General features: G+C 63.6%; 20 protein-coding genes. 4 read left to right on the forward strand and 16 right to left on the reverse strand.

Features of this window, described 5'->3' with window-relative positions:
• Nucleotides 1–46: 46 nt before the first annotated feature.
• Both SADO_RS02840 and maiA read right to left on the reverse strand, forming a co-directional pair.
• Nucleotides 47–4,849 carry an NAD-glutamate dehydrogenase gene (locus SADO_RS02840; protein ID WP_353109041.1) on the reverse strand — a complete coding sequence of 1,601 codons (4,803 nt, stop codon included), beginning with the start codon at nucleotides 4,847–4,849 and terminating at the stop codon, nucleotides 47–49.
• A 211-nt stretch (nucleotides 4,850–5,060) separates the two neighbouring features.
• Nucleotides 5,061–5,714, reverse strand: a complete 654-nt coding sequence (gene maiA / locus SADO_RS02845) for a maleylacetoacetate isomerase (protein WP_353109043.1) — start codon at nucleotides 5,712–5,714, stop codon at nucleotides 5,061–5,063.
• 135 nt (nucleotides 5,715–5,849) lie between these two features.
• Here maiA and SADO_RS02850 point away from each other — a divergent pair, with 135 nt between their 5' ends.
• The 3 genes from SADO_RS02850 (at nucleotide 5,850) to SADO_RS02860 (ending at nucleotide 9,000) form a co-directional block, all read left to right on the forward strand.
• Nucleotides 5,850–6,209, forward strand: coding sequence for a DUF4870 family protein (locus tag SADO_RS02850; RefSeq protein ID WP_353109045.1), 360 nt, complete (start codon nucleotides 5,850–5,852; stop codon nucleotides 6,207–6,209).
• Nucleotides 6,206–6,691 carry a hypothetical protein gene (locus SADO_RS02855; protein ID WP_353109047.1) on the forward strand — a complete coding sequence of 162 codons (486 nt, stop codon included), beginning with the start codon at nucleotides 6,206–6,208 and terminating at the stop codon, nucleotides 6,689–6,691. The genes SADO_RS02850 and SADO_RS02855 overlap by 4 nt, the downstream gene beginning before the upstream one ends.
• 320 nt (nucleotides 6,692–7,011) lie before the next feature.
• A complete protein-coding gene (locus tag SADO_RS02860; RefSeq protein WP_353109049.1) occupies nucleotides 7,012–9,000 on the forward strand; it encodes a hypothetical protein in 1,989 nt (662 codons plus the stop codon).
• A 94-nt stretch (nucleotides 9,001–9,094) separates the two neighbouring features.
• Here SADO_RS02860 and SADO_RS02865 read toward each other — a convergent pair whose 3' ends face one another.
• The 4 genes from SADO_RS02865 to SADO_RS02880 form a co-directional block, all read right to left on the reverse strand.
• Nucleotides 9,095–10,321, reverse strand: a complete 1,227-nt coding sequence (locus SADO_RS02865) for an ATP-grasp domain-containing protein (protein WP_353109050.1) — start codon at nucleotides 10,319–10,321, stop codon at nucleotides 9,095–9,097.
• Between the two features lie 206 nt (nucleotides 10,322–10,527).
• Complete coding sequence (locus SADO_RS02870; protein WP_353109051.1) at nucleotides 10,528–11,463, reverse strand: ROK family protein; 936 nt, start codon at nucleotides 11,461–11,463, stop codon at nucleotides 10,528–10,530.
• A 207-nt stretch (nucleotides 11,464–11,670) separates the two neighbouring features.
• The gene (locus SADO_RS02875) at nucleotides 11,671–12,540 is read right to left on the reverse strand and encodes an NAD-dependent protein deacetylase (RefSeq protein ID WP_353109053.1); all 870 of its coding nucleotides are present in this window, start codon (nucleotides 12,538–12,540) and stop codon (nucleotides 11,671–11,673) included.
• The gene (locus tag SADO_RS02880; RefSeq protein WP_353109055.1) at nucleotides 12,537–13,184 is read right to left on the reverse strand and encodes an HAD family hydrolase; all 648 of its coding nucleotides are present in this window, start codon (nucleotides 13,182–13,184) and stop codon (nucleotides 12,537–12,539) included. The genes SADO_RS02875 and SADO_RS02880 overlap by 4 nt, the downstream gene beginning before the upstream one ends.
• 14 nt (nucleotides 13,185–13,198) lie before the next feature.
• On the opposite strand from SADO_RS02880, the gene SADO_RS02885 reads away from it, so the two are divergent.
• Nucleotides 13,199–13,795 (forward strand): hypothetical protein, encoded by a 597-nt coding sequence (locus tag SADO_RS02885; RefSeq protein WP_353109056.1) that lies wholly within the window; start codon nucleotides 13,199–13,201, stop codon nucleotides 13,793–13,795.
• Here the strand turns inward: SADO_RS02885 and SADO_RS02890 are convergent.
• The 10 genes from SADO_RS02890 to tpx form a co-directional block, all read right to left on the reverse strand.
• Nucleotides 13,775–14,044, reverse strand: coding sequence for an acyl-CoA-binding protein (locus tag SADO_RS02890; protein WP_353109057.1), 270 nt, complete (start codon nucleotides 14,042–14,044; stop codon nucleotides 13,775–13,777). The two genes, SADO_RS02885 and SADO_RS02890, sit on opposite strands and share 21 nt — an antisense overlap.
• A 39-nt stretch (nucleotides 14,045–14,083) precedes the next feature.
• Nucleotides 14,084–14,611 (reverse strand): dihydrofolate reductase, encoded by a 528-nt coding sequence (locus tag SADO_RS02895; protein WP_353109058.1) that lies wholly within the window; start codon nucleotides 14,609–14,611, stop codon nucleotides 14,084–14,086.
• Nucleotides 14,612–14,660: 49 nt separating this feature from the next.
• Entirely contained in the window at nucleotides 14,661–16,187 is a 1,527-nt protein-coding gene (locus tag SADO_RS02900; protein WP_353110069.1) for a sensor histidine kinase, read from the reverse strand.
• A gap of 48 nt (nucleotides 16,188–16,235) precedes the next feature.
• Nucleotides 16,236–17,957 (reverse strand): putative bifunctional diguanylate cyclase/phosphodiesterase, encoded by a 1,722-nt coding sequence (locus SADO_RS02905; protein ID WP_353109060.1) that lies wholly within the window; start codon nucleotides 17,955–17,957, stop codon nucleotides 16,236–16,238.
• Nucleotides 17,958–18,239: 282 nt separating this feature from the next.
• Nucleotides 18,240–19,058: a thymidylate synthase gene (locus SADO_RS02910; RefSeq protein WP_353109061.1), complete on the reverse strand. Its 819-nt coding sequence runs from the start codon at nucleotides 19,056–19,058 to the stop codon at nucleotides 18,240–18,242.
• Nucleotides 19,055–19,846, reverse strand: coding sequence for a prolipoprotein diacylglyceryl transferase (gene lgt, locus SADO_RS02915; protein ID WP_353109063.1), 792 nt, complete (start codon nucleotides 19,844–19,846; stop codon nucleotides 19,055–19,057). Before lgt ends, SADO_RS02910 begins: the two co-directional genes overlap by 4 nt.
• 67 nt (nucleotides 19,847–19,913) lie before the next feature.
• Nucleotides 19,914–20,444, reverse strand: coding sequence for a GNAT family N-acetyltransferase (locus tag SADO_RS02920; protein ID WP_353109064.1), 531 nt, complete (start codon nucleotides 20,442–20,444; stop codon nucleotides 19,914–19,916).
• Nucleotides 20,445–20,480: 36 nt separating this feature from the next.
• A complete protein-coding gene (locus tag SADO_RS02925; protein WP_353109065.1) occupies nucleotides 20,481–21,416 on the reverse strand; it encodes a carbohydrate kinase family protein in 936 nt (311 codons plus the stop codon).
• Nucleotides 21,417–21,530: 114 nt separating this feature from the next.
• Nucleotides 21,531–23,015 (reverse strand): aminomethyl-transferring glycine dehydrogenase subunit GcvPB, encoded by a 1,485-nt coding sequence (gcvPB, locus tag SADO_RS02930; RefSeq protein WP_353109067.1) that lies wholly within the window; start codon nucleotides 23,013–23,015, stop codon nucleotides 21,531–21,533.
• A gap of 53 nt (nucleotides 23,016–23,068) precedes the next feature.
• Complete coding sequence (gene tpx, locus SADO_RS02935) at nucleotides 23,069–23,575, reverse strand: thiol peroxidase (RefSeq protein WP_353109069.1); 507 nt, start codon at nucleotides 23,573–23,575, stop codon at nucleotides 23,069–23,071.
• Between the last annotated feature and the right edge of the window lie 33 nt (nucleotides 23,576–23,608).

Raw genomic sequence — 23,608 nt, forward strand, 5'->3', positions numbered from 1 at the left:
TGCCGCCCTCGCGGGGTGTCTCGAGATAACCGCGACCCGGTAAATTTCAGGCGGCGCCGCCCAGACTCGTCGGGCCGGCCGTGGCCAGACGCGCCATATCGCGTACTGCAACGGTGAGATGGGCATGGCCCGGCTGATCGATCGCCTGCAGTTCGCCCATGCGGGCACTGACAAAGGCGAGCGTGCGCTCGTGCGCTGCGCGCCATTCCGTCAATGGTTCGGCGCTGTCGACATCGAGCACCTGGGCCACGATCTGCTGATGGATACGGTAACTGTCGCTGCGCAGGCTGCTGCGCGCCAACGCGGCCCAGCGCCCGTTCGCGGGCAGGCCGTGAATGGCGTGCTGCAGCCAGTCGACCGACAGCTCGTCGCCAAGAGCAAAATACAGCGTGGCGACCTCGTCGATATCGCGACCTCGGTCCTCGGCGAGCGAGACGATATCCATGATGCCGCCGCCGGCATCCGCACTGGCGATTCGGCAGGCAAAGGCTTCGTCGACACCGGCTTCGATCCATTCCGTGCGATCGGCCTGCCAGCGCCGGGCATAGCCGCCGACGAGGAAATCGGGCAGTTGTTCGAGTAGCCGGCGGGCGCCGCCCTGGTAGCGGGATACCAGCGACGACAGATCGCCCTCGATACCCGGCGTGCCCAGCCACCAGCTCATCGCGTGCTTGAGCATGGCGATCACGATCTTGTGCAGCTCGTACTGATGCTCGGTCGGCAGACGGTTGTCCCAGGATTCGATCTCGCCGAACAGCGCTTCGCCGTCGAGCCAGGCATCGGCCAGCACATAGGCGCGTACCGCGGCGTCCATGCGCGCACCGAAGCCGGCCGGCAGCCGGTGGGCGGTGGCGATGCCCAGGCGATCGACCATCTGGTTAGTCACCAACGTGGTGATCAACTCGCGCTTGAGACGATGATCGAGCACGGCCTGCGGGAAACGCTCGACCAGTGCCGGCGGGAAACCGGCCTCGAGCAGATGTTCGAACCACGGATCGTCCGGCAGATCGCCGCCCAGCACTGCATCGGCGAGCGCGATCTTGCTGTAGGAGATCAGCACGGCCAGCTCCGGGCGGGTCAGCCCCTGGCGGTTCCGGGCCCGCTCTTCGATGGTTTCGTCGTCAGGCAAGCGCTCGAGCCGCCGGTCCAGCCGGCCGTCGCGTTCGAGTGCGCGCATGAAGCTGATCTGTTCGTCGAAGCGTGTCAGCCCTTCGGCTTCCATCAGGCTGATCTGCTGGGTCTGAAGATAGTTGGTCGCCAGCACCAGATCGATCACGTCGGGCGTCATCTTCGCGAGCAGCGTATTGCGGTCCTCGCGGCCGATCGCATCGGCGGCTTCGACCGTGCCGAGCGCGATCTTGATGTTGACCTCGAGGTCCGACGAATCCACGCCGCCGGAGTTGTCGATGGCGTCGGTATTCAGCCGCCCGCCGGCCAGCGCGTATTCGATTCGCCCGGCCTGGGTCAGTCCCAGGTTGCCGCCCTCACCGACGGCCTTGCACCGCAGGTCGCGCCCGTCCACGCGTAGCCCGTCGTTGGCGCGATCGCCGACCTGGGCATGGGCTTCCGAGCGCGCCTTCACATAAGTGCCGATACCGCCGTTCCAGAGCAGATCGACCGGCGCCTTGATGATCTGATGCATGAGTGCAGTCGGCGACAGCCGTCGTTCCTCGATACCGAGCGCAGCACGGGCCTCGTCAGAGAGTTCGATGGTCTTCGCGCTGCGATCGAAGATGCCGCCGCCGGCCGAGATCAGTGACTCGTCGTAGTCGCTCCACGCCGAGCGCGGCATCTCGAACAGGCGCTTGCGCTCGGCAAAGCTTGTCGCCGGATCGGGGTTCGGATCGATGAAGATATGCAGGTGATTGAAGGCCGCGACCAGCCGGATCTGTTCCGACAGCAGCATGCCATTGCCGAACACATCGCCGCCCATGTCGCCGATTCCGACCACCGTGAACGGCTCGGTCTGGATATCGTGATCCAGCTCGCGGAAATGGCGTTTGACGCCTTCCCAGGCCCCGCGCGCGGTGATGCCCATGGCCTTGTGGTCATAGCCGGCGGAACCGCCCGACGCAAAGGCATCGTCGAGCCAGAAGCCGTATTCCTGTGACAGGCCGTTGGCAATATCCGAGAAGGTGGCCGTGCCCTTGTCGGCCGCGACCACGAGATAGGGATCATCCGGGTCGCGCCGCACCACACGCTCGGGCGGCGCCACGGCGTCGCCGATGCGGTTGTCGGTGATGTCGAGCAGACCGCGGATGAAGGTCTTGTAGCAGGCGATACCGCGCGCCTGGCGGGCTTCGCGGGATTCGTCGACGGGCGCGTTCTTGACCACGAAACCGCCCTTGGCGCCGACCGGCACGATAACCGCGTTCTTGACCATCTGCGCCTTCATCAGGCCCAGCACCTCGGTACGGAAATCCTCGCGCCGATCCGACCAGCGCAGCCCGCCGCGGGCGACCTTGCCACCGCGAAGATGCACGCCTTCCACTTCCGGCGCGTAGACAAACGTCTCGAACATCGGCAACGGCCGCGGCAGCTCGGGCATGCCGCTCGGGTCCAGCTTGATGCTGACATAGGGCTTGGGCCGGCCCTGCCCGTCCGGCTGGAAATAGTTGGTACGCAGGGTCGCACTGATCACGCCGTGGAAAGCGCGCAGCACGCGATCCGCGTCGAGGCTGGCCACGGCATCCAGACGCGCCGCGATATCGTCATCGTCCGGCACGCCCGCGTCGTCGGCAACGCCTGCATGCTGGACATCCGGATCAAAGCGCGACTCGAACAGGGCAACGAAACGCGCGACCAGCTCCGCGTGGCCGGCCAGCTGTTCCTGGATATAGTCCGGCGAGAACGGCAGCTCGGTCTGCAGCAGATAGCGTGTGATGGTGCGCACGAGCACAACCTGACGCGGCGTGAAGCCCGCACTGATGATCAGCCGGTTGAGACCGTCGTTCTCGGCGCTGCCGGCGATCACGGCAGCAAACGCGTCGGCGATGCTTTCGCGCCGGCTCACGTCGGTCAGCGCATCGGCCTGGGGATGATCGGCTTCGTATTCGTGGATCCACTGCGGCGCATTGCCGGGCCGTTGCACGAGATACGGCCGCTGCGTGTGGACCGACAGGCCGAAGTTCTCGAGGATCGGCATCGTCGTGGACAGCGGCATTTCCTCGCCGCTGCCGTAGAGCTTGAGTTGCACGTCGCCGTCTTCGACGCCGATAACCTGGAGCACCGGCGTATCCCCGGCCGAGATACCCGCCAGCACGCAGGCATCGTCGACAGCGGCTTCGGCCGAAAAACGCTCGCGGTAGGCGGCGTCGAAAGCGCGAGCGTAGGCGGGCATGAGCGAGCCGGCAGATTCGGCCGCCGCGGCGAAGCGATCCGGCCAGGCGCGGGTGGCCGCGATGAGATGGGCTTCCAGCTCGCGCGTATCGAAGTCGTGATCGCCATCACTGTCGATCGCGATCTGGTAATGGATACGTACCAGCGCGCTGCGCAGGAACTGCGCATCGGATTCCTGGGCGACCCCATCCAGGCGGCGTTCCAACTCGGCCTGTATCTGTTCGCGCAGCTCCAACGTGTAGCGCTCGCGCGGCATGTAGACCAGGCAGGAATGAAAACGCGCATAGCGGTCGCGGCGCATGAACAGCCGCAGCCGCTCGGTCTCGCGCATGCCCAGCACGCCCATGACCGTGTTGTAGAGCTCGTCTTCCGATGACTGAAACAGCTCGTCGCGCGGGAAGGTCTCGAGGATATAGCGCAGGCTCTTCGCGCTGTGCGAGCGCGGGCGCAATGCCGCACGCGCGACCACGTCGCGTACTTTCTGGCGCAGCAACGGGATCTGGCGCGGGCTCACGGCATAGGCTTCGCCCGAGAACAGGCCGAGAAAACGATGTGCGCCAATCACGTTGCCGGTGTCGTCCATGCGCTTGATCGCGATCACATCCATCGTCTCGGCGTGATGAATCCACGAACGCCTGTTGGCCTTGGCGACGACGAGAATACGTGGCGACTGGGTGTACTTGTCGAGCGCGGCGGCCGGTGCGACATAACCGTCCGGATCCAGGCCGGCGCGATCTTCGCGCAGCAGGCCAAGGCTCGAGCCGGGCGTATCCGCCATGACTTCGGCATCGCCATCGCTCGCGCGGACCTCGCGCTGGCGATAGCCGAGCAATGTGAAGTGGTCGTCTGCGAGCCAGCGCAGGAACGCCTGGGTCTGCTCGCATTCATCGATATCCACGCCGCTGGGCACGGTATCGAGTTCCGAAACGACTTTCTGCAGTTGACGGCGCATGCCCTGCCAGTCGCCGACCACGGCCCGCAGGTCTCCGAGATTGCGGGCCACGCACTCCACCAGCGCCTCACCCACGAGCCCCGCGGGCGCGGCAAATTCGAGCCGCACGAGCGACTCCTCGTCGCCATGGGTCGTGCTATCGGCCGCGGAGCGAATGTCGGTCGGCGCCCCGGACTCGTCTCGGCTGACCCGCATGATGGGGTGCATCATCCAGTCGATATCGGCTCCGGTCTCGCGGACCGCCATGCTGATGGTGTCGACCAGAAACGCCATGTCGTCGGCGACGGCGATGAGGGTGGTGTCGCAATGACCTTCGCGTCCATCGAGTTCGTGCACGCGGATATGGGGTTCGCCGGGTTGGCGCGGCTTGCACAGCAGTTCGAACTGGTCACACACCGCGGCATAGAGCGCATCCACGGAGCGCGCCGCGATGGCGTCGACGGTGATGCCTTCGAACCAGGCATCGACAAAGCGCAGCATCAGGTCTCGCTGCGCTGCCGGCTCGTAGGTGCCCGCCCGGGCACGGACGTCTGCAACTATCGTGGCTATCGTGCTCATCACCCGCCGCCCTTTGGATACGCGTTGTCCGATGCCGCCACCCTAGACCCGGGTGTATGGCATTAACAAGCGCGGCGCACAGCGCGGTTACAAGGGAAAACTTGGCGTGTCGCCTTCCGCGCTCTGCCGGTGACGAAACGAACTCGCACAGACGCGGCGCCATGCCGTGACCAAAACCGCGCGGGGCGCGGTTTTCAGGCTGGCATCCAGGCTATTTGGTATCCGGCTGATTGTCCGGGTCGGCGGCCTGGAAGGCGGCCAGGGTCATGCAGGCACGATGAACGCGACGGATGGTCGGATAGCCGCTCAGATCGACGTCATAGCGCTCGGCCAGCGACACCTGCGGCACGAGACAGACATCGGCCAGACTCGGGCGCGCAGTGAAGCAGTAGCTGTTCTCGTCGTTCTCGCGCGCCTGGTTGGCCAGGATGGACTCCATCGGCGCGAACGCCTTGTGGATCCAGTGCTCGAACCATTTGCGGCGGTTTTCATAATCGACGTTCATGCCGTCGCGCAGATAGCGCAGCACCCGCAGGTTGTTCAGCGGGTGGGTATCCGCGATCGCGATCTGGGCAAAGGAGCGGATACGCGCACGCTCGGCAATGTCGCCATGCAGGAGCGGGCGTTCAGGATAGCGCTCCTCCAGATATTCTAGAATGGCCGAAGACTGGGATATGACCAGATCATTCTCGGCCCAGAGCGCCGGAATGAGGCCCTGCGGATTGACGTTGAGATAGCTCAACCGATCGCCACGGGCATGATCCATATCCGTGAAGATCGACTTGTACGACACGCCCTTGTAGTTGAGCGCGATGCGCACGCGGTGCGCTGACACACTGCGATGGTGCGTGAATAGTTGAAGCATGCCGTGACCGGGCTTGTGAACGTTTCGTGATGTCGCGATTCTAGCAAACGCCGACACGCGAAAACCGCGCCACCACGTTCACGGTACTTCACCGACACGACTGATCCACCCGCTTTCGATTCGCATAGCCCGCAAATGAACCAGGAAATAGACAACACCCCCGTCACCCGCAGCGAAGTCGAGCGCAATGTGCTGCTCGTGACCTATGTGCTTTACGGGCTGGGCTTTTTCTCGGGCATCACTGCGGTGGCCGGCGTGATCATCAACCACGTCAAGCTTCGCGACTGCCGCGACCCCGTCGCCTACAGCCACCATCGCTGGCTGATGCGTACCTTCTGGTTCACGGTGCTGTGGTCGTTGGTGTGCCTGGTGCTCACCACGGTGATGATCGGCTTTCTCGGTTACCTGATTCTCTGGTGCTGGGGGCTGTACCGCTTCATCCGCGGCGTGCTGGCATTCGCCGAACATCGCGCAATGCCCGGTCCCACGCGATGAGCGAGAACGATCCGCCCCTGGCCGGGGAAGACAGCAACTTCGGCGTGACCTTCGGCTATATCGGCGCAGGTGCTCTGACCGCAGCACTCTGGCTGGGCGTCGGCCTGCTCCTCATACCCTTCATGGCCGTGATCGCACTGGTTCACTGGTGGGCGGCCGCAGGACAGACACCATTGGTGAACTCCCATCACCGCTGGCTGGGCCGCCATCATGCGATCTCGGTACTGGCGCTGCTCCTGGTGCTGTTCGCGCCGCTGGCTGCCCTGCCGACGCTCTACAACAGTGCAATGACGGTGCTCAATACGCTTGCCTATGCGCCGTATCCGATGGAAACACTCGCCGCCGCCTGGCCGGAACTCGGCATCGGCACGCTGATGCTGGCGCTGTTCATCGCGACGGCAGGCTGGCTCCTCGTCACCTTATGGCTGAGCATCCGACTCGTCCGCCGCTGGCTGCGCTGGGCGGATCGCAGGCCGGCCTGAGCGCCTCGAAGCCGACCGCTCAAGCCAAGCTCCGGCCTGCCAATGCCCGGACGCCCATGATCGCCCGTTCTCAAAGCGGACTTTAGATACGCCGCCCAGCGCCGATAACGTTGCCATGACAAGCACTCGCGTGCGCCCAGGAGCGCCTGCCCGGCTGTGTTAACGTCGCCTCTTTCATTTGCACGGGGATCCGACCGGATCACGACCATCCGCTACCATCTGAACGCCGCCTCAGCGGCTGGGGTAACGGCGAACGTGCCCGGCGCCGACACCCGATTGCGATGGCCCGAGTGGCCATTCAGATCACTGGAGGGCGATCCATGGCCCAAGTCACAAGCGGCGGCGTGAACAGTCCGGCCCGCCAGGCCGAAGATTTCGAACAGGTGCTGGAACGCCTGGAAGCCGCCCGTACCTTCGGCAAGGCCATGCAACAGCAACAGCTGATGGCCCGCGCACAAAAACTGCTGCGCAGCCCGGAAGGTATTGCCCATCTGTATGCATTCGCGCCGAGGTTCGATGCCGGCGGCGTATTCGCGGGCGGCGACTGGGAGAAGCCCCGGATGCTGCAACCCGCATTGGTGAGCGGCACCCTGCGCGGCGGCGGCATCAACGCCACACTCGAATGCCTGAGTGAGCTGCGCATGCTCGCCATTGCCGAAGGGCATAGCGAGCATGCCGGCATGCCGCCGGAAGACGCCCGCCGTTTTCTGCAAAAAATCCTGGCGAGCAATCTCGACCTGCTGTTCCCGGTGGCCACCGAGGAAACCCGCGAGGCCGACCCGGCGGCTGCAGAACGGGTCAAGAACCTGTTCGATTTCATTCTCGAGCGCCTGGGGACCGCAGCCATCCTCGATTCGCTGATCCAGGAAGCCGAGCGCGTCCTGTTGCAGCGTCCGATCATGGTTCAGCGTGTCGAAGCCCTGCTACGGGCCGCGGACCGCGCCACCCACGAACTCCCCGACGACGATCCGTCCGTGTCCCGCGCGCGCGAATGGATGCACGCGCTCAACGGGCCGACGCCGCTGTCGCGAGCGGGCACGCGTGACGATTACGCCGCGGCGCTCACCAAGCTGGATATCAACGCGCTCGCCGAGGAAGCCCACAACTTCGGGCAGGCGATGGCTCGTACGGGCTTAGTGTCCCCACATCACGCGGATCTTCTGCGTCATCTGGTGGACAACGCCCCCGAACTGGTTGGGCCTGCGCTGGCTCTCAACGCGGTCGGCAAGGTGAGTCTCGGCGCCCATCAGACGCTGATCTCGGATCTGATTCGTTTTGCGATCTGGCGGGAAACTGCCCGCTCGATCTACGGCCTGTCGAAACTGCTCGAACAGGGCATGACGTTCATCCGGCCCGTGCTGCCCGGCCTGCGCCGCCTGATGGTGCTGGCGATTCATCCCAGCGTGGGTGAACAGCTGCGTGGCGCCAGCGAATGGCAGGATCCGCCGGACGCCAACGTGCTGCTGCTGGCCGGCACGCTGTCCGTGCTTGGCCAGCCGCGCGGCGTGGACCAGGGCCACAACCCGACCTGTCAGGCAGCGCGCGCGATCAGTTTGTGGGCCCAGAATGACGTCGGCTACCTGCTGGAGCTGATCGCTTTCGCCGCCCGCGAGAACGAGCTGATCATGCATTTCGAGGGTCAGACCATCCGCTCGAGCGAGCTGTCGTTCGGGCTGGCGGCAACGCTGCATACGGAACTCGATTCCGTCTCGCTGCTGCTCACGACGCATCTGGACCGTATCTATATGGAGATGAGTCGGCAGACGATCGGCCGCGCGGGCGACGGGCATCGCTGGGTCAACCCGGAGCTGCACGGCTGGTGGGTCCATCGTGGTTTCGGCGAACTGCTCGACACGGCCACCGGGGGCGTTCACCGCTGCAACGACTTCATCCGCGCATTCTATGCCGCCTATCACCCGCTCTATAACGGCGGGCGTGATCTGGTCTATGCCCAGCCCTGCGGTATCGCGACCACCGACTACAGCGGTGCGCTGGTCGGCTGGCACGCCATATCGATCCAGCGGGTCGCCTACGACCCCGCCGGTGAGTGGCGTGTCTACTTCTTCAACCCCAATCGCGACAAGGGCCAGAACTGGGGTCAGGACATCATCACGTCCACCCACAGCCATGGCGAACTCGAGGGCGAGTCATCACTGCCCTTCGAGCAGTTCATCGCCCGTGTATATGTCTTTCACTACAAGACGCGGGAGATCGGCGACGCCGGCATCGTGCCCGATGACGCAGTCGCACGAATTCGCGCCCTCATTGCGGAGAGCTGGGCCGCTCATCTGCCGTGGAACGACGACTGACGGGTAACGGTCGCCTACCGCGAGTGACGCCCATAAAAAAAGGCCGCGCCGGGAATCCCGGCGCGGCCTTTTCGTTTCGGCTTATACGTCCGCGTTAGACGTAGAAGTCGAGTTCTTCCTGATGCTTGAGCAGATCGCGCACCTTGTGCGGATCGTCACCGAAGAAGAAGATCAGACCCCAGTGGGTGCCGAACGCCGTACGCTTGGTCACGGTGTCCTGCAGCGGGGCGGTCAGTTCGTGGAAATCGAAGTACGGATGCTCTTCCGTTTCCTTCGGAATTTCCAGCTTGCTGACCACGCGCTTGCGCGGGTACACGCCGAAGCAACCGGCATAGCCCTTCGCGTCCTTGACCGGCTCAGGGAAGAAATTGTCGATCTCTTCCTGCTTGGTCTTCGGATCCATGACCAGGATCGTGGCCTGGTAGGCGTTGAAGCCGTAGGCGCGTTCGATCAGCTCGAAGGCCTTGAAGCCCGGCGGACGATAGGCGACTTCACCGAAGTACATGGTGCCGTCCGAGGTCACGAAGTACTCGGGATGGATCTGGCCGAACTTGATGTCGAAGGTCTTGATGAGCTTCTCGATCTGTTCGGTGATTGCCGCGCGCCAGCTTTCGAGTTCCGGCGTAGCTGGCACGAACACGGAGTAGCCGAGGGTGACGTACTCGGAGATGTTCAGGAACTGGATCTTGCCGTCCCAGACCCATGCCTCGACCGCGAACTCCCAACCGTCGAGATGGCTTTCCATCAGCAACGGATATTCGCTGTCCGGAATCAAATCGATTTCCTCGACCGTCCGAATCATGCGGTGGCCGAGACAGCCGGCCTTGTCGAACGCCTTCAGATGGATCGGATCCTGCGGGTCGCCGTCTAGCTTGAGCAGCGTCTGGTTGACGCGCTTGAAGAAACGATAGACGTCGTCCATCTCATGGGCTTCTTCGAAAATGCCCACACGGATACCGCCCAACTGGGCACGACGCTTCATCAGCGCCTTGTCACGGAAAAGCACCGCCTGACCATGCAGACGCGGGTTGTCCATGAGCACCGAGTTGATGGCGCCGGACCATTCAACTGTCTCCTCGAACAGCGGAATGGCGACGTCGACGCCCTCTTCCTTGAGTTTTTCCGCAATTTCCATGGAACGGTCATTCAGACGCTCGAAATTCCATGGAATGTAGGGGATATCGTGCTGTTTGCAGTAGTCTTCAGCCCAATCCGGGGCGACGACAACGTAACGGCGATCGAAGCGATCTGCAGCTTCGATCGCGCCCAGCGACCAACCGAGCAGCGCGACATAACCCTTTTCGGGATTCTTTTCTGTCATATTTGCCTCAAAGTCGAATTCCCATAGACCGTAGCATATACGGGGGTTGGCTGAAGGATCGGGCCGGTCTGATCCGGCGCCGAAACCCGCACAGCGATCATCTCTTGTACGCCGCAGTCGGGTTGCGCGCAATACCATTCGAGATCGCCAACTCGCGTGGGCTGAACGCGACGCTCACGGCGTCACGAACGGCAGGGAAAAGGCCGTTACGGCAAAGGCCAGAGCCGCGCCGCGCCGCGTACGCCGGACGCGTCGCCATGCTGTGCAGCGACCAGCGGTGTGTCGATCGATTCGGCGAACGCATGCTCCGCCCAGATCTTCGGCACCTCACTGTAAAGCCAGCGAATTTGCGATAGCCCGCCGCCGACTACAATCACCTCGGGGTCGAGAATGTTCACGATCATGGCCATCGAGCGGGCCACTCTCTGCAACCACACCTTGAGTGTGGCCCCCGCGAGGCGCTCGCCCGCTTCGGCGCGTTCGACAATGTCCTGGGCAGGAATGTTGTAACCGCCACGGCGAACATGATCCGCGCTCATGCCGGGCCCGGAGAGCCAGGCTTCCAGGCAGCTGTCCAGACCGCACCAGCAGCGCGGCGGCTGGCGCGTCTCGGCCGATGTCGGCCAGGGCAGGCAGGTGTGGCCCCATTCCCCGGCCAAACCGTTGCGGCCGGTAATCAGCTGATTGTTGATGACCACCCCGCCGCCGACGCCGGTGCCGAGAATCACGCCGAACACGTTGTCGAAGGCCGCTCCCGCGCCATCACGTGCTTCCGAGAGCGCGAGACAGTCCGCGTCGTTGGCCAGCCGCACGTCACGCGACAATGCGGTCGACAGATCGGCGCCCAGGGGCTTGCCGTTCAGACACTGGGAATTGGCATTGCGCAAACGCCCGGTCGATGCAAGTACGCTACCCGGCGTGCCCACGCCCAGGGGCAGCCCAGCGGTGCCGACTTCAGCTTCCAGGGCATTGACCAGATCGACAATCGCTTCGATCGTCGCCAGATAGCCGCCTTCCGGCGTGTCGATCCGGCGTTCGGCGCGTACGCCCGCATCGCCGTCGAGCACGATACCGGCAATCTTGGTGCCGCCCAGGTCTACCCCCAGCCGCAGGCCGTGCGCATTCTCGACTTGATCGCTCATGTCACGCCTCTGTCATAGCTGGGAACCATGCTTGGGAACACGGCGTAGAAAAGAACGCGGACATTCGAGGACAGACTCATGATTCGCCAGCAACTCCAGTTTATCGGCTATGTTATCGCGACCCGACTGGTCGTGGGCGCTATACCCTTCGGCCGCGTGGACGGCGCCACCCGGGACGCCTGAAACGCACCGCCCGCCGCCAGCGGGCTACGCGGGCGCGATCGCCGCGTCGAGCAGTGCGCCGCAGTCGTCATCGAGCTTGTGCGTGATCAGCGCGTCTGCACGGGTACGGCCACGATTGACCGCCATGATCGGCAGTCCGTTTCGCGCGGCCTCGCGCACGAAACGATACCCCGACCACACCATCAGCGACGACCCCACCACCAGAACCGCGTCCGAACGGGCCAGCCCTTTCCAGGCACGCGCAACGGTGCGCTGCGGCACTGCGCCGCCGAAGAACACGACATCCGGCTTGAGAATTCCGCGACAGACCGGGCAGTCCGGCACCACGAATTGTTCGTAGTCGACATCGCCAAGCTCGATATCGCCATCCGGCCGTATTGCATCGCTGTCGTGCAGCCAGCCGGCATTCGCGGCGACAAGCATCTCCTGCACGCGGTGGCGTGAAAGACGCGTGCCACAGTCCAGACAGACCACTCGATCAAGGCGACCATGCAGATCCACCACGGAACGGTTACCCGCGGCCTGGTGTAGCCCGTCCACGTTCTGGGTCACCAGCAGCGACGTCTGGCCTGCCTTGCCCAGTCGGTAGAGCGCATGGTGCGCCCGGTTGGGACGAGCGCGCGCCACAGCAGGCCAGCCGGCCATGCTGCGCGCCCAGTAACGCCGGCGCTTGGACAGCTTGCGCACGAAATCCTGATGCTGGATGGGCGTAGCGCCCTTCCAGCCGCCGTCACGGTCGCGATAGTCGGGAATGCCGGATAGCGTGCTGATCCCTGCCCCGGTAAGCACGAACACCTGCCGGTGGCTGTCGATGAAGTCATGCAACGCATCGACGTTACCTGCCCGCGATGGCGCGTCGACCGCATCAGACAAGCCTGCATCGGGCGTCATCATGGCCTGCACTCGAAGTCCACGCCGAGCGCGCTCAGATCATTAGCCAGCGTAGCGGCATCGCTGAAATGCAACGCCTGCCAGCCGGCCGCGCGGGCTCCGCGCACGTTGATCTCGCGATCGTCGATCAAAAGACAGCCCGCAGGGACGGTATCGAGCACGCGCGCAATATGCTCGAAGCCACGGGCATCGGGCTTCGCGATGCCCAACTCCTGAGAGGCAAACGTCTGATCGAAATGCCGGAAGAAATCGAACGCTCGCGCCATATAGCGCCAATGCGTGGCGTTGGTATTGCTGTAACAAGCCACGCGATTACGTGCCGCGAGCCGCGCCAGCAGGTCGACCGTGTCGGGCTTGACGCCCAGAAGCATGGCCTCCACCTCGGCGATCAACTCACCGAAGGCCAACGGCCGCGCGAGTGCGGCGTTGAGCTCGGCATGGAAAGACGCTTCGTCGAGTTCACCCGTCTGGAAACGCTCGGCGGGGGAGTACGGCGTCTCGACAAAACGCTCACGCAGCAGGGGCGCAAGCGTCGCTTCGGTCGTCTCGCTACGCCGCGCCAGCGTCGCGAGGGTCACCTCGGCAGGGGCTACATCGACAAGCACGCCGCCGAGATCGAATACGAGCCAGGATACGGGATCAGTCATAGGGCCTATTTTACGTGGATCGACATGATGCCGATGCGTCACCACAGCCCATTGTCTTGGTCACGAGAATACGCCGCATATCGAACGCCGCCCTGCTCGGCTTGAGTGCCCTGACACGCGGCTGCGCCACGGTGCGCGAAGCGAGCAGGCCGCTGCTGCCGGCGGGCAGCACGCGTCGGCTCGACCGCGAACTCGTCGCACCCGAGCGCCGATGGAGCGCGTATTCCCAGCATGGTCATGCCGAGCGACTGGGCGAGATCGACGACGCACGATCCCGCTGCGAGCTCAAGGTGCATGGCCCCAAAGCGGCGCCACAGACTATTCATCCGGCGACCTTCACCGTGACGCATGCCGAGCAGCGGCCGGATCGCACCGCGTCTCGCGAGATCCGTTTCGCCTCACGCGGCTCGATGGCCGCGCCGGCTTTCGAGCGCCGCTACGGGCACGACATCAGTGACATATCGCCCGCCGGGGCCGACTCGGTTCATGCATTCACCTGCACGGTTCCACAGGAAGCCGGGCTTGGCCGCTACATGACGCTGACCGAAGCCCGGACCGTGGTCGGCGACACTCTGTCGCTACGACCGGTATCAACTATCGGCGTCGAGTAGCGAATTCACCTTGTTGATATAGCCTTCCATCGCATCGTCGGCGCTCGTGCCCTTGAGCTTGGACCACGCGTCGTACTTGGCGCGGCCCTTGAAATCGGTCATACCGGGGCGCTTGCCTTCAACATCGCCGGCCGTCGCCTGCTTGAAGTGCGCATAGAGGCCAAGCAGATCATCGTTGCTCGGGCGCGACGACAGCGTCTCGACATCTTTCTGGGCTTGTTCGAAGCGGGCCTTGAGGTCTTCTGCCATATCCATCTCCTGGGAAACGCAGTAATACGAGCGAGCAGTTTATGCGTGCCGGCGGCGCCATGTCATGAACCGGTGCGCCGGCGTTGTATCGCTTGCCGCGACAGGCGCCTCGTCGACCAGGGTCCACTCCGACCAGTCGATCGCCGGGAACCATGTGTCGCCATCGTAGGCGGCCTCGATCCGAGTCAGCTTGAGAGCCGTCGCCTGTGCCAGTGTCAGCGCATACACCTGGGCACCGCCGATCACCATCAATTCGGTCGCCCCGTCAGCCGCGGCTATACGCTGCGCCGTTTCGATATCGGCGACTCGCTCCACACCCTCGTGGGCAAACTCGGCATCCCGGGTCAGCACAAGATTGCGGCGCTTCGGCAACGCCCGGCCAATCGACTCGAAGGTGCGCCGGCCCATGACGATCGGCTTATTAAGCGTCTGCTGCTTGAACCAGCGCAGATCGCCGGGGATATGCCAGGGCATGCCGCCATCGGCGCCGATCACCCCGTTCTGATCCATCGCTGCGATCAAGGTGAGGTCGACGCGGGAATGCGAGTCTTCGGGCTCGGCTTGCAAGGTGTGTCTCCGGGCGAAAACGCGGCAGGCTACTACAGTCTGGGGCAGCTCAGGCTTCGAGGGCGGCCTCGTCCTCGAGGTCGTTCAGCTCGATCACGAACGTGGTACCACTGTCGCTCGTGTCTGCAATCGTGAGTTCGCCGCCGTGACGACGGCAGATACGCCGGCATAGCGACAGCCCAATGCCCGTGCCGTGATCAGTCGCCTCCCGATTTCGGAACGGCTGAAACGCCAGTTCCGGAGACGGGATACCGCGAGCATTGTCTTCGTAGTCAATCACGACACCGCTGGCCGCATCTGCGCTCGCAGCGGCCGCTATACGAATGCGCGGCGGAACATCACGGCGGCGATAGCGAATGCTGTTGTCGATCAGGTTCTGAAACAGGGCACGCAGCTGCGCGGCATCGCCGGTGATTGTGCCGGGAGAAGTGATCTCGAAGGTGGCGCCGTGCTCCTCGATCAACACCGCGAGATCGGCGCGCACCTCGTCGATAAGCCCATCGATCTGCAGGCGTTCGATCTCGACGCTGCCGGTATCGATTCGCGCCAGCCGAAGCATGCCGCCAATCATGCCCTGCATGCGGTCGGCGGCGCTCTGAAGACTTTCCAGCTGACGCCGGCCCTGGTCTGTAAGCCGCGGCGCCTCGGCAGCCTGCAGCTGTCGGGCGTTGTGTTGCATCTTGCGCAGCGGCTCACGCAGGTCGTGGGCGGCCGCGAGAACGCCCGCTCGATCACTGGCCCGGTCCAGCGGTGTGCGCTGGCTCGAATTGGCAGAAGGCTCGACGTTGGCGGTCGCAAGTTCGGCAGACTCCACCAGCAACGTGAAACCGTTCAGCCGCCCCTCGGACTGGCGCAATGGCAACAGGCGCGCAGTACGCTTCGCGGCATCGCTTGGCCCCTTCGGGGCCACATTCAGGCTGATGGGACGCCGCGAACGCACGGCGCGGTGTAGCACGACCGACCAACTGGCCGCATCGCGCAGCTCTATGCATACATCGATACTGCGTCCCAGCGTGTCTTCCACGTCGCAACCCAGCCAATGGGCCGCGCCTTCGCCCATGCCGGTTACACGACCGCCGAGATCGATACCAACCCAGGCCGGATCGTCGCTGGCCCGGGTCAGATTCAGTCGATGCGCCGCGGCCAGATTCTCGCTGGCAGCGACGCTATCCACCGCTCTTCGCGGGCCCGAGGCACGGATCAGCACGATGAAGCCGGCAATATCCTCGGCACCATCCAAGCGCGGAGATAGATCCAGCGCACAAACGCGCCGCTGCCCAGTGCGAGTCATCAATGCGGCCTCGAGACGACCGCGCCCCTGTGCGCTGGCCTCAAACAGCGCTCGCGGTAGCTCCGCTTCGAAGCGACGCTCTTCCGGCAGCAGGGTCTCCAGCCGCTGGCCCTGAACCTGCGAGGCGATATGCCCCAACAGCGCTTCTGCGCTGGCGTGCCATTCCTCGATCACCCCGTTGGGGTCCAACAGACATATCGCGGCATCCGGCATCTGCTCGAGCAATAGCGAAAACGCAGCCGCCCCGAGTGACTGTGCGCGCGTTTCCGAGTCGTCGCGGAACATCGTGCTCACGCTGCGTATCCCCTGCCGTTCAACTGAATGCGACTGCGCTTAATGGTACAGAGCACGCTTGGGCGCGCTTTGCTGCAACAGACGTGTGCAATCGGCCACGGGCAGACCAGGCGCATAGAAAAAGCCCTGCCCGAACGAGCACTTGTTCTCTACGAGGAATTGGCGCTGATCGTCGGTTTCGACGCCCTCGGCCACGACCCGCAGACCAAGGCTGGCGCCAAGCGCGATGATCGCCCGTGCCATCGCGCGATCGCGATTGTTCTCGGTCACGCCTTGCAGGAAACTCAGATCGATCTTGAGCGAATCCACCGGCAGGCGCGTGAGATAACTCAGCGAGGAATAGCCCTTGCCGAAGTCATCGATCACGACCTGCACACCTAGATCCTTGAGTTGCTCGACCAGCGGATTGGTATCGTTCGGGCCAAGCATCAGCGCATTCTCGGTGAACTCGAGCTCCAGCAGCGCCGCCGGCATCGCCAGAGACTCGATGATCTGCTGCACCATCGGCAGAAAATCTTCGTCGCGCGCATGTTGGGACGACACGTTCACGGCCAAGACCACATCCGCATCCAGCACCCCTGCATCACGCCAACTCAAATACTGCTGGCAGGCGTTGCTCAGCGCCCACCGCGTGAGCGCGCGAATACACCCGCGCGATTCCGCGAGCGGCACGAATTCCTCGGGCGGGATGGGCCCAAGCCGCGGATGATTCCAGCGTGCCAGGGCTTCAAGGCCGATCACGCGGCCAGTGCCGAGATCGAACTGGGGCTGATACACCAGATGCAACTCGTTCGCTTCGATCGCTGCCCGCAGCTCATTCTCGAGGCCGACCCGCGCATGTGGCCGGCCATCCTGTTCGTTATCGAACCAATGCGCCGTGTCACGCCCGCCCTGCTTGGCCAGGTACATGGCCGCATCGGCATTGTTGATCAATGTATCCGCGTCGGTACCGCTCGCCGGATACATCGCCACGCCAATGGAAATGGTCACGAAGATATCGTGCTCGCCCACCACGATGGGCTTGCGGAAAGCGTCCAGTACCGATTCGACTAGATCGCGTACAGCCTGTTCGTCGTCGGTATCCAGCACGGCAACGAATTCATCGCCGCCGAGTCGCGCCAGCAGCGGATGGTCGCCGCACTGTGTCTTCAGACGATTGGCTGAAGTATTCAGCGCTTCGTCGCCGACGCCGTGACCAAGGCTGTCGTTGATTGACTTGAAGCCGTCCAGATCGAAATAGAGCACCGCGAACGGGCTTCGATCACCTCGTGGTCGCTCGAGCATGTAAGTCAGGCGTTCGAGCAACACCGTGCGATTGAACAGGCCCGTGACCTGGTCATGACGCGCCAGATAGGTGAATTTTCGCTGGCTCTCGTAGTGCTGCATCGAGTAGCGGATCGTGCGCTCGAGCAGTGTGGCGTTGAGTTCGCCCTTGGGAAGGAATTCGGCAGCGCCCGCTTCCATCACGGCAAGATCGATCTCGTAGTCGTCGTGCGCGGTGAGCACGACGATCGGCGCGCCAAGCGCGACCGCAGCTGGGCTGCGGATCAACTCGAGGCCCGTGTGGCCGTCGAGTTCGTAGTCCAGAAGACAGATATCGAAACTGCCTCGGCGAAGCGCAGCCAACCCGTCGGCATAGGAGCCGGCCATTGTCAGTTCGTAACGGCTACGCGGCCCCGAACGCAGCAAATCTGCGAGAAGTGAACGATCCTCAGGATCGTTATCCACAATAAGCACACGTACCGTTCGGGGTTGCGTCATAGCTCCCGTGCCCAGTCAGCCGAGGTTCAGGGAAGTCTAGCGCAGAATTCGACGCCACGACCGTGCCCCGGTCCGCAAATCTCATACATTTGTTCGGCTACTATCGGCCGATCGCCGCAAACCTTGTGAAAACGGTTGAAGCCCATGTTGCTGATATCGCAGGCAAGCCTGCCCTGGGTGCCGAATTGGCCGTCTCGATAGTGAAGGTTGCGCCCACCGGCGCAATCCTCGACTAAAGAAGCAAACCCGCGGCCGCACCGGCGGCGCGGCCGCCGCCCGCGATCAGACCGCGACTGGGGCGCTGATCCGGGCGTGGCTTTCGTAACCCTGCAGACGGATGTCGTCGAAGCCGAACGCGAACAGATCGTCGATCTCGGGATTGAGCCAAAGCCGCGGCGCGGCCATGGGTGACCGCGTGAGCTGTTCGTCGGTCTGATCGAGATGGTTCAGATAAAGATGCGCGTCGCCGAGGGTATGGACGAAATCGCCGACCTCGAGATTGCAGACCTGGGCCACCATGTGGGTGAGCAGCGCGTAGGAGGCGATATTGAACGGCACACCGAGAAAGATATCCGCGCTGCGCTGATACAACTGGCAGGACAGCCGCCCTTCGGCCACATAGAACTGGAACAACAGGTGGCATGGCGGCAAGGCCATATCGTCGACCTGGGCCGGGTTCCAGGCGGTCACGATATGCCGGCGTGAGTCCGGGTTGTTCTTGATCGATTCGACGACGCGGGCGAGCTGGTCGACGCTCTCGCCGTTCGGCGCCGGCCAGCTGCGCCACTGATAGCCATAAACCGGCCCGAGATCGCCGTTCTCGTCGGCCCACTCGTCCCAGATCCGGACCTTATTGTCCTTGAGATAACCGATATTGGTATCGCCGGCGATGAACCACAGCAGTTCGTGGATGATCGCGCGCAGGTGCAGTTTTTTGGTGGTCAGCGCGGGGAAACCACGCGAAAGATCGAAACGCATCTGGCGGCCGAACACGGAGACCGTTCCGGTGCCGGTGCGGTCGGCCTTGCGGGTGCCGTGATCACGCACCTCGCGCATGAGATCGAGATACGGCTGTTCGAGCGGCGTATTCGCAGTATTCATGACGTCGCCGCCTCACGACGATAAGCCAAGGCCAGTAGCAGGATGCCGCCGAGGATCATCGGCGTGCACAACACCTGGCCCATGGTCATCCAGTCAAAGGCGACAAAGCCGAGGAATGCATCCGGCTGGCGGTAGAACTCGGCAAAGAAACGCAGGCAGCCATAGCCGATCAGGAACAGGCCCGATACGGCCATGCGCGGCCGCGGCTTGCTCGCAAACCACCACAGGAGTGCGAACAGAACCAGGCCTTCAAGCGCGGCTTCGTAAAGCTCGGACGGATGGCGCGGCACCATGTCGATGCGCGGATAGACCATCGCCCACGGCACATCGGCCGAACGGCCGATCAACTCGCCGTTGATGAAATTGGCAATACGCCCGAAGAACAGCCCGACCGGCACGATGGGGGCCACGAAATCGGTGATATCGAAGAACGCTCGATTCGTCGCGCGGGCAAACCAGCCGGCGGCGGCGAACACGCCGAGCATGCCGCCGTGGAAAGACATGCCACCCTGCCAGATATAGAACAGCTGCAGCGGATTCTCAAGCAACATGCCGGGCTGGTAGAACAGCATGTAGCCCACGCGCCCGCCGATCACCACGCCAAGCACGACATAAAACAGGAAATCGCCGACTTCCTCGCGCTGCCACTGGATATGCGCCTGTTTCGTGCGCACGATGCCCAGCCCCCAGCCGACGAGAAAGCTCAACAAATACATCAGCCCGTACCAGTGAACGGCAAGCGGACCAATGGCAATGGCGACGGGGTCGATATCGGGATGCACGAACATGGCGACGGATTCTAGCAGGAAGGAGTGACGTCAATTAGTCATTCGGCTTACGGGTGTCTTATGCGCGTCAACGCACCCAGGCATACATGAAGACATCGCGCGGCGTGCCGTCGGCATCGTCGGCGTTGGGCCGCTCGGACCAGCGGCGCAGGCGGCCTTCGCAGACCATGCCGAGCTGCTCGAGAATACGCATGGATGCGCGATTGTCGGGATCGCAGCTCGCCCAGATTCGATAGATATCGTCGAGCGAGCGCGCGGCATCGAACACGGCCCGCGCGGCTTCCAGGCCCAGTCCCTGACCCCATGCGTCGCGCGCCAGCACATAGCCGATCTCGGCGCCCTGCTCGCTGAACACGCAGGCCACGGTGCCGATCGCCCCGAGCGTCTCGTGCTCGATCAACCAGCAGTATTCCTCGCCGGACGACCAGCCGGCCGCCACGTCGTCGAGGAAATCGTGGCTATCGTCGAGATCGACATGTCGCGCCCACGTCATGTAACGCGCGACTTCGGGATCGTTGGCGAAAGCGAAGATCGCCTCGGCATCGGCCGGCCCCGGCTCGCGCAGAGCGAGGCGGGGCGTCGTCAGCGTATGCGGCATGCTGATCACGGCGGGTAGCGGTCGATCGGCAATCGACTAGAACATGTCCCGCTCGAATTCCTTCTTATAGCGCGCCGCGAACTCGTCCATCGTGAAGCGATGGTTCTGGGTACCCGGACGCTCGATCTTTATGGTGCCGATCAGCGACGCAACGCGGCCGATGGTTTCCCAGTCCATGCCCTGCTGCAGGCCATAGATCAGGCCGGCACGGAAGGCATCGCCGCAGCCGGTCGGGTCGGCCAGCGCGGTCGGCGAACCGGCCGGAATCTCGATACGCTCGCCGTCGGCATAGATCACCGAGCCTTCGCCGCCCTTGGTCACGATCAGCGCCTTGAGCTGGCCCGCCATCTCTTCGAGCGACAGGCCGGTGCGGTCCAGCATCAGCTGCGACTCGTAGTCGTTCACCGTCACATAGCTCGCCTGGTCGATGAAGCGCTTGAGCTCCTCGCCATTGAACATCGGCAGGCCCTGGCCCGGATCGAAGATGAAATCGATACCGGCCTCGGCGAACTGCGCCGCGTGCTGAACCATACCGTCCTTGCCGTCAGGCGAAACGATGCCCAGCGACACGCTGCCATCGGTCGGCACGGTCTGCTCGTGGGCATGGCCCATCGCGCCCGGGTGGAAGGCGGTGATCTGGTTATCGTCCAGATCGGTAGTGATATAGGCCTGTGCGGTGTAAGCCGTGTCGATCTGCTTGAGATAGTCGCGGCTGATGCCGTGCTTGTCCATCCAGTCAGCATAGTCGTCGAAGTCGCTGCCGACGGTGCCCATTGGCGCGCCTTCGCCGCCCAACAGCTTCAGGCTGTAGGCAATATTGCCGGCACAGCCGCCGAACTCACGGCGCATCTCCGGCACCAGGAACGACACGTTCAGCATGTGCACGCGATCCGGCAGGATCTCGTTCTTGAAGTGGCCCGTGTAGACCATGATCGTGTCGTAGGCGAAGGATCCGCAGATCAGAGCTGACATAAATCGTCCTTGTATCTTGTAAAACGCAGCGCGCACCACGGGGTGGAGCGCGCCGAGATCAGCCGCGCATCATGCCACAGCGGGCCGACGCGACTGTCTGAGCGACGTCTGGAATCAGGCGTCGGCGGCAGTGGCCGACTCATGCTTGAGATCGAGGTTCTTGGCCGCCGCCACTTCATCGAGCCGGCGCACCGGCAGATTGACAGGCGCGTCTTTCAGCGTCGTGGCATCGGCCTTGGCCTCGTCCCAGATCGCGACCATGGCCGCCACGAACGCATCCAGCGTCTCCTTGGATTCGCTCTCGGTCGGCTCGATGAGAAAACATTCCGGCACGAGCAGCGGGAAATAGATCGTCGGCGCATGGAAGCCGTAGTCGAGCAAACGTTTGGCGAAGTCGGTCGCGGTGACGTCCAACTGCTGTTTCTGGCGCTTGAGAGTGACGATGAACTCGTGGCTGGCGCGCCGATCGGCAAACGCCAGGTCGAAGCCATGTTCACGCAGCCGCGCCATTAGGTAGTTCGAGTTCAGCGTCGCGAACTCCGCCACCCGCGTCATGCCCTCCGCACCCAGTAGCCGCGCATAGACATAGGCGCGCAGCAGCACGCCGGCATTGCCCATGAAGGCCGACAGGCGGCCGATGGTATGCGGCACGTCCTGCTCGGTGAGCCAGCGATAGGTCGCGGCATCACCCTCGCCGTCCTTGCCGACCACCGGGATCGGCATGAAGTCGCGAAGGCGCTTGCCCACGCCGACCGCGCCGGAACCCGGCCCGCCGCCGCCATGCGGCGTCGAGAATGTCTTGTGCAGATTCATGTGGATGACGTCGAAGCCCATGTCGCCGGGCCGGACCTTGCCGAGAATGGCGTTGAGATTGGCGCCGTCGTAATACAACAGCCCGCCGGCGCCGTGCACGATCTCGGCGATCTCGAGGATGTCCTGCTCGAACACCCCGAGCGTGGACGGATTGGTGAGCATGATGCCGGCTGTGCGCTCGGATACCGCACCACGCAACGCGGCGATATCCACGTCGCCGTCCGAATCGGTCGGGATCTCGACCACCTTGCAGCCGCACATCACGGCGGTGGCCGGGTTCGTGCCGTGCGCCGCGTCTGGCACGAGAATCTCGTCTCGCGCGGTGTCGCCGCGCGACTCGTGATAGGCCTTGATCATGGCCACGCCGGTGAACTCGCCCTGAGCGCCCGCCATCGGCGTGAGCGAGACCGCGTCCATGCCGGTCACGGTGGTCAGCATTTCCTGCAGTTCGTACAGGCAGGCAAGCATGCCCTGGCCGTGGCTCGCCGGCGCCAGCGGATGCCGGTTCAGAAAACCCGGCAGCGAGGCGAGCGTGTTACAGGCCCGCGGGTTGTGCTTCATCGTGCACGAACCCAACGGATAGAAATGCGTGTCGATCGAGAAGTTAAGCTGCGACAGCCGCGTGTAGTGGCGCACCACGTCCATCTCCGAGGCTTCCGGCAGGCCCACGCCCGACTCGCGCCGTAGCGCGGCCGGAATATCGTCGATGGACGGCGCCTCGGCCGGCGCCTGTGCCAGTGCGCGGCGGCCGGGACGGCTGTGTTCGAAGATCAGCTTTTCGGTCATGGGGTATTCGGCCCGCCGCTTTCGCTCCGGGCTGTTCCAAATAGGTTGTGGCTTCAGACCTTGAGCGCAGCCAGGGCGTCGTCGTAGTTCGGCTCTTCCGCGATCTCGGCGACCAGTTCGCTATGGAGCACGGTGTCGTTCTCGTCGGCCACGATCACGGCACGCGCACACAGGCCGGCCATGGGGCCATCGGCGACGAGGACGCCGTAGTCTTCGGCGAAACGCTTGTCGCGCATCATCGACAGGGTCGTGCCGTTTTCCAGGCCCTCTGCGCTGCAAAAGCGCGCATGAGCGAACGGCAGGTCGGCTGAAATCTGCAGCAGCGCCACATTGTCCAGCGCATCGACCTCGGCATTGAAGCGCTTCACCGACAGCGCGCAGGTCGGTGTGTCCATGCTGGGGAAGATATTGAATATCTTGCGCTTGCCCGAGAAGGACTCGAGGCTCGCATCCCGCAGGTTGGAACCGGTGAGGCTGAAATCGGCCAGTTGGTCGCCTGCAGCGGGCAGCTTGCCGCCGACTTGAACCGGATTGCCCTTGAGCGTGATCTGCTGGGTCATGTGAGTCCTTGATTGATCGATGGAATCGATGGA

The sequence above is a fragment of the Salinisphaera dokdonensis CL-ES53 genome, from assembly GCF_040361215.1.
Classification (GTDB): Bacteria; Pseudomonadota; Gammaproteobacteria; order Nevskiales; family Salinisphaeraceae; genus Salinisphaera; species Salinisphaera dokdonensis.

Coding starts and splice junctions, on each gene's coding strand:
- lgt (WP_353109063.1), bottom strand. CDS start 19,846: ATGTTCGTGCATCCCGATATCGACCCCGTCGCCATTGCCATTGGTCCG.
- SADO_RS02925 (WP_353109065.1), bottom strand. CDS start 21,416: ATGTCAGCTCTGATCTGCGGATCCTTCGCCTACGACACGATCATGGTC.
- SADO_RS02920 (WP_353109064.1), bottom strand. CDS start 20,444: ATGCCGCATACGCTGACGACGCCCCGCCTCGCTCTGCGCGAGCCGGGG.
- SADO_RS02870 (WP_353109051.1), bottom strand. CDS start 11,463: ATGAGCGATCAAGTCGAGAATGCGCACGGCCTGCGGCTGGGGGTAGAC.
- SADO_RS02890 (WP_353109057.1), bottom strand. CDS start 14,044: ATGGCAGAAGACCTCAAGGCCCGCTTCGAACAAGCCCAGAAAGATGTC.
- SADO_RS02875 (WP_353109053.1), bottom strand. CDS start 12,540: ATGATGACGCCCGATGCAGGCTTGTCTGATGCGGTCGACGCGCCATCG.
- SADO_RS02855 (WP_353109047.1), top strand. CDS start 6,206: ATGAGCGAGAACGATCCGCCCCTGGCCGGGGAAGACAGCAACTTCGGC.
- tpx (WP_353109069.1), bottom strand. CDS start 23,575: ATGACCCAGCAGATCACGCTCAAGGGCAATCCGGTTCAAGTCGGCGGC.
- SADO_RS02910 (WP_353109061.1), bottom strand. CDS start 19,058: ATGAATACTGCGAATACGCCGCTCGAACAGCCGTATCTCGATCTCATG.
- SADO_RS02860 (WP_353109049.1), top strand. CDS start 7,012: ATGGCCCAAGTCACAAGCGGCGGCGTGAACAGTCCGGCCCGCCAGGCC.
- SADO_RS02900 (WP_353110069.1), bottom strand. CDS start 16,187: ATGTTCCGCGACGACTCGGAAACGCGCGCACAGTCACTCGGGGCGGCT.
- SADO_RS02850 (WP_353109045.1), top strand. CDS start 5,850: ATGAACCAGGAAATAGACAACACCCCCGTCACCCGCAGCGAAGTCGAG.
- gcvPB (WP_353109067.1), bottom strand. CDS start 23,015: ATGACCGAAAAGCTGATCTTCGAACACAGCCGTCCCGGCCGCCGCGCA.
- SADO_RS02840 (WP_353109041.1), bottom strand. CDS start 4,849: ATGAGCACGATAGCCACGATAGTTGCAGACGTCCGTGCCCGGGCGGGC.
- SADO_RS02880 (WP_353109055.1), bottom strand. CDS start 13,184: ATGACTGATCCCGTATCCTGGCTCGTATTCGATCTCGGCGGCGTGCTT.
- SADO_RS02865 (WP_353109050.1), bottom strand. CDS start 10,321: ATGACAGAAAAGAATCCCGAAAAGGGTTATGTCGCGCTGCTCGGTTGG.
- maiA (WP_353109043.1), bottom strand. CDS start 5,714: ATGCTTCAACTATTCACGCACCATCGCAGTGTGTCAGCGCACCGCGTG.
- SADO_RS02905 (WP_353109060.1), bottom strand. CDS start 17,957: ATGACGCAACCCCGAACGGTACGTGTGCTTATTGTGGATAACGATCCT.